The organism is Bradyrhizobium sp. P2_E8 (assembly GCF_056403875.1).
The window spans coordinates 1-5,062 of sequence record NZ_JBFUES010000546.1 but is presented as its reverse complement, the minus strand read 5'-3'; the positions used below and the strand labels follow the sequence as shown (position 1 = coordinate 5,062).

The window sequence follows — 5,062 nt, the reverse complement described above, 5'->3', positions numbered from 1 at the left end:
GGCTCGGCCAGCACGATCAGGCCGAGCGTTGCCGGCAGCGCGAGCCCGATCGCAAGTTCCAGCGCGCGCGATTCCGCATGCGCCACCGCCTCGCGGTCGCCGCCGCTGACGGCGCGTGTGAGCTCCGGCACCAGCACGGTACCCATGGCGACGCCGACGATGCCGAGCGGCAGCTCGATCAGGCGGTTGGCGAAATAGAGCCAGGAGACGGCAGAGGGCGTCGCCGAAGCGACGATCGCGCCGGCCACCATCAGCCATTGCGGGCCCGAGCTTGCGATCATGCCGGGGATGGCCTTGGCGAAGAAGCCGCGCATCTCCTTGTCGAAATTGGCGCGCAACGGCGTGGCGAGGCGGCCGCTTCGCTGCGACAGCAGCATGGCGAGTTGCAGTAGCCCGGCGATGCCGACGGTCGCCGCCAGCATCCACGCGGCGAAGGTCGCATCGGCATGCCAGATCAGCAGCACCGCAATCGCAGCGATCAGGGCGATGTTGAACAGCAGCGGCGAGAACGCCGTGAGGGCAAAACGTCCTTGCGCATTGAGCAGCCCCATCAGCACCGTGACGGGGCCGGCGAAAGCGAGATAGGGCAGCATCAGCCGCGCGTTCTGGACGGCGAGATCGAGGGTGCTGCTCCCGAGAAATCCCGGCGCGATCACCGTGATGATCAGCGGCATCAACAGCGCAATGACGACCGAGATCGCGATCAGGGCCGCGCTGACCGTGCCGAGCACGCGTCCGGCGAAGGCAGATGCAGCCGCCTCGCCATCGCGGTCACGGACGCGCAGCCATGCCGGGACCAGTGCCGCGTTCAGTGCCCCTTCGCTGAGCAGCCGCCGCACCACGTTGACGAGCTGGAAGGCCGCCAGAAACGCATCCGCCACCGCGCCGGTGCCGAGCAGCGCCGCGATCAGGGAATCGCGGGCGAAGCCCAGCAACCGCGAKGCCAGTGTTCCCGTCGAGACGGTCAGGAAGGAGCGGATCATTGCGCGTGCATAATACCGTGGCTTGCCCGCGAAGGCCGGGTCGTGATAGGCCGCGGGCCAGATTTCAGGCCGACAGGAAGCGGATTTTCCCGGCAATCGCAATCCGGCAACAGGATCAAGGTGAATGGCTGACGTGAAATATGACGTTCTCGGGATTGGCAACGCGCTGTTCGACGTCCTGGTCAGGACCGACGAGGCTTTTCTAGCCAAGCACGGCATGACCAAGGGCAGCATGTCCCTGATCGACGAGGCGCGGGCCGCCGCCATCTACCAGGACATGGGCCCGGCGACGGAAGTCTCGGGGGGCTCGGCCGCCAACACCATCGTCGGCATCGGCAGCCTCGGTGCGCGTGCCGCCTATGTCGGCAAGGTCAAGGACGACCAGATCGGCAAGCTCTACGTCCACGACATCCGCGCCGCCGGCGTCGCCTTCAACACGCCCGCCGCGAAGGACGGCCCCGCCACCGGCTGCTCCTACATCCTGGTCACGGGCGATGGCGAGCGCACCATGAACACCTATCTCGGCGCGGCGCAGGATTTGTCGCCCGCCGACATCGACCCGGCCGAGATCGCGAGCGCCGGGATCGTCTATCTCGAGGGCTATCTCTGGGACCCCAAGAACGCCAAGGAAGCCTTCGTCAAGGCAGCCAAGATCGCCCATGACGCCAGGCGCAAGGTGGCGCTGACGCTGTCGGATTCCTTCTGCGTCGATCGTTACCGCGACGAGTTCCTGTCCTTGATGCGCAACGGCACCGTCGACATCGTGTTTGCCAACGAATCCGAGCTGCATTCTCTCTACGCGACCTCGGACTTCGACGCGGCGCTGAAGCAGCTGCGCAACGACGTCAATCTCGGCGTAGTCACCCGCAGCGAGAAGGGCTGCATGGTGGTGACACCGACCGAGGCCGTCGCAGCTCCGGCCTCGCCGATCGCGAAGCTGGTGGATACCACCGGCGCCGGCGATCTGTTCGCGGCGGGCTTCCTGTACGGTCTTTCGCGCAACCTCGCGCACAAGCAGTGCGGCGAGCTCGGCGCGCTCGCGGCTGCCGAAGTGATCCAGCACATCGGCGCGCGGCCGCAGGTGTCGCTGAAGGAGCTGGCGCAGCAGCGCGGGCTGACGGTTTAAGGCTCGCCTCTCTCCCCGTCATTGCGAGAGGCACGCTCGTGCCTCATCCTCCGCTGTCATCGCCCGGCTTGACCGGGCGATCCAGTACTCCGAGACGTCAGCGGTTCATCGAAAAGCTGCGGCGTACTGTCATCCCCCGCTTTCGCAGGGAATGACAGTTGTCGCGTGGTGAGAACAGCGTCCCTCACGCCGCCTTCTGCCCGCTCCCCGCATCGAGCCCGGCATAGACCCCGCGCTCGAATCCCGTGAAGGCCTCGATGCACTTGGCGTCGACGAACGGCAACACCTGCATCAGGATCACGCCGGAAACATCGCGCGCCGGATCGATCCAGAAATAGGTGTTGGCGAGACCAGCCCAGGCGAGGCTGCCGGCACTGCGGCCCTCCGGCGTTTTGGCGGTATTGATCAGGAAGGACAGCCCCCACTTCTTCACGATGTCAGGGAAGAGATCGACATCGTTGGTGTACATGGGCGCAACCGTCGTCATCTTGCCAATGGTGAGATCGCCGATGTGGTTCTGGCCCATCGTCGCGACCGTCTCGGGCTTCAGCACCTGGCTGCCGTTGCCGCGGCCCTTGTTGAGGATCATCTGGGTGAACTTGATGTAGTCGCCGGCAGTGCCGTAAAGGCCGCCACCACCCATGCAAAATTCCGGATTCTGCTCGATCTCGAACGGGATCGGCGTCAGCGATCCATCCTCGCCGCGAGCATGGGTGGCGACTAGCCGCTGGCGCATGTTGTCGGTGATCTTGAAGCCGGTGTCGCTCATGCCGAGCGGGGTGAAGAGATTGTCGCGCAGATAGGCATCGAGCCGCTTGCCGCTCACGGCTTCCACCGCCTTGCCGACGAAGTCGATGTTGATGCCATATTCCCAGCGCGTACCGGGATCAGACATGATCGGCGTCTTCAGCGCGATGTCCTGGCAGGAGAAGATGTTCGGAGTTCCGGTCTTCTCCAAGTAGACCGCGAGATCGCCGTTCCACACATTGTAGGCAAAGCCGGCGGTATGGGTCATGAGCTGGCGCAGCGTGATCGCGCCCTTGGCCGGCCGCAGCTTCGGCTCGCCCTTGGCGTCAAAGCCTTCGAGGACCTGCGGCTTGGCGAGGTCGGGTAACACGTCACCGATCGGCGCGTCCAGCGACAGCTTGCCTTGCTCGACCAGTTGCATCGCGCCCGCCGATGTCACCGCCTTCGTCATCGAGGCGATCCAGAACACGCTGTCCGTTGTCATCGCGTCGGGCTTGGACAGATCGCGGTTGCCGAACGCGCTTTGATACAGCACGTCGTTACTGCTGGCGGCGATGGCGACGACACCGGGAATTTCCTTGGCGTCGCTCGTCTTACGCAGAATCTCGTCGATCTGGGCTTGGCTTCGCATACGCATTTCCTCCGGTTTGATTATTGTTGGAAGTGATCGATTGTCCTCCTGCGTGCCCCGCGCGGCAAGCGCGTCCCGATGCCTCCGCCGGTCGCGATGTCGTGACTTGACGGCCCGCGCCTCGCGCAGGACGACAAGGCGGCTCAACTGCAACACTCCGTCACAATCTGCGGTGGATGGCCGCAACGAACCGTGACCGTGGATGGGCTCTGGCGATATGTTTCGCGTGTTTGAAGCACCCGAAACATTTTGTGCGTTGCGGCGTTTGGCAACGGGCCCAATCAGCCGTGGACGTTAGGACTTGATACAAATTTTGGCGGCCGGCACCGGCCGCGAGGGGGACCTCTGATGATTTCAACCTGGAGCGAATGGAAGCGCTATCCCCGTCCCGGACGGGGCGACAATCTCGAGGCGCCGATCTCGCCCGGCATTTACGAGGTCCGCATCGCCGGCAGCGGCGCGCTCTACTCCTTCGGTGCGGTCGACAATCTGGCGCAGGCGCTGGCGCTGCTGCCGGTCGGCTCGAAGTCGTGGTTTGGCCGCCGCGACACCTCGGGCGTTCCCGACCTCGAATACCGGACCTGCGCGACCTCCTCGAAGTCCGACGCCAAGGCCGCCGCCGAGCGCATGATCGGCCGGCGCGAGACCTATATGAGCGGCGCGGCCTAAACGACGACGAGACTGGGTTGACCTGCTGCAGCGGTCGCGATGCCCCACCTCTCCTCGCCGGGGAGAGGTAAGGGATCGCCGCTGCGAGTTTAGCTCTCACCTGATGTGCGTTGCGGGGCGGTGCATTGTGCGCCGTCTGTCCCTATATTCCGGGCCGATCCGAACGCGCCCTGAGGAGTAACGCCATGACCCCGAYCGCCGCCGCACGCGCCCAGCACGCCACCGCCACTCTGCGCGACCGGTTGAAGGACCCCTCGCTGCTGAAGGAAGCTTGCTACATCGACGGCGCCTGGGTCGGCACGCCGGTCTTTGCCGTCAACAATCCTGCGACCGGCGTCGAGCTCGCCAAAGTCCCGCAGCTTGGCGCGGACGAGACCACCAAGGCGGTCGAAGCCGCCGAGCGCGCCTTTCCCGCCTGGGCCAAGCTCACCGCCAAGCAGCGCTCCAACATTTTGCGCAAATGGTTCGATCTGATCGTCGCCAACCGCGAGGATCTCGCGCTGATCCTCACCTCCGAGCAGGGCAAGCCGCTCTCCGAGGCGCTCGGCGAGGTCGACATCGGCGCGGCCTATATCGAGTTCTTCGCCGAGGAAGCCCGCCGCGTCTATGGCGAAACCATTCCGACACAGCGCCCTGATGCGCGCCTGCTCGCGATCAAGCAGCCGATCGGCGTCTGCGGCGCGATCACGCCGTGGAATTTCCCGAACTCGATGATCACGCGCAAGGTCTCGCCGGCGCTTGCGGCCGGCTGCACCGTAGTGCTGAAGCCCGCCAACGAGACGCCGCTGTCGGCGCTGGCGCTGGCCGTGCTCGCCGAGAAGGCCGGCATCCCTAAGGGCGTGCTCAACATCATCACCGGCGATGCGCCGCCGATCGGCAAGGTGCTGTGCGAGCATCCTGCGGTCC

Annotated in this window: 5 protein-coding genes; 3 read left to right on the top strand and 2 right to left on the bottom strand. The window is 65.3% G+C overall.

Annotated features, from left to right (window positions below; all coding sequences use genetic code 11):
• Window positions 1-983, bottom strand: a 983-nt coding sequence (locus AC1D00_RS26065) for a lipid II flippase MurJ (protein WP_477012624.1), incomplete at its 3' end; no start/stop codon positions are given.
• Window positions 984-1,107: 124 nt separating this feature from the next.
• Here AC1D00_RS26065 and AC1D00_RS26060 point away from each other — a divergent pair.
• Window positions 1,108-2,109: an adenosine kinase gene (locus tag AC1D00_RS26060; protein WP_477012623.1), complete on the top strand. Its 1,002-nt coding sequence runs from the start codon at window positions 1,108-1,110 to the stop codon at window positions 2,107-2,109.
• Window positions 2,110-2,293: 184 nt separating this feature from the next.
• Here AC1D00_RS26060 and AC1D00_RS26055 read toward each other — a convergent pair whose 3' ends face one another.
• Window positions 2,294-3,487: a serine hydrolase domain-containing protein gene (locus AC1D00_RS26055; protein WP_477012622.1), complete on the bottom strand. Its 1,194-nt coding sequence runs from the start codon at window positions 3,485-3,487 to the stop codon at window positions 2,294-2,296.
• Window positions 3,488-3,835: 348 nt separating this feature from the next.
• Here AC1D00_RS26055 and AC1D00_RS26050 point away from each other — a divergent pair, with 348 nt between their 5' ends.
• Together AC1D00_RS26050 and AC1D00_RS26045 are read left to right on the top strand one after the other, a co-directional pair.
• Window positions 3,836-4,156, top strand: coding sequence for a hypothetical protein (locus AC1D00_RS26050; protein ID WP_027542058.1), 321 nt, complete (start codon window positions 3,836-3,838; stop codon window positions 4,154-4,156).
• A 185-nt stretch (window positions 4,157-4,341) separates the two neighbouring features.
• Window positions 4,342-5,062: aldehyde dehydrogenase family protein (locus tag AC1D00_RS26045; RefSeq protein WP_477012621.1), on the top strand; the 721-nt coding region annotated here is incomplete at its 3' end.

What these genes read in the sequence shown, in the direction of transcription:
- AC1D00_RS26060 (WP_477012623.1), top strand. Translation starts at nt 1,108, where the DNA reads ATGGCTGACGTGAAATATGACGTTCTCGGGATTGGCAACGCGCTGTTC.
- AC1D00_RS26055 (WP_477012622.1), bottom strand. Translation starts at nt 3,487, where the DNA reads ATGCGAAGCCAAGCCCAGATCGACGAGATTCTGCGTAAGACGAGCGAC.
- AC1D00_RS26050 (WP_027542058.1), top strand. Translation starts at nt 3,836, where the DNA reads ATGATTTCAACCTGGAGCGAATGGAAGCGCTATCCCCGTCCCGGACGG.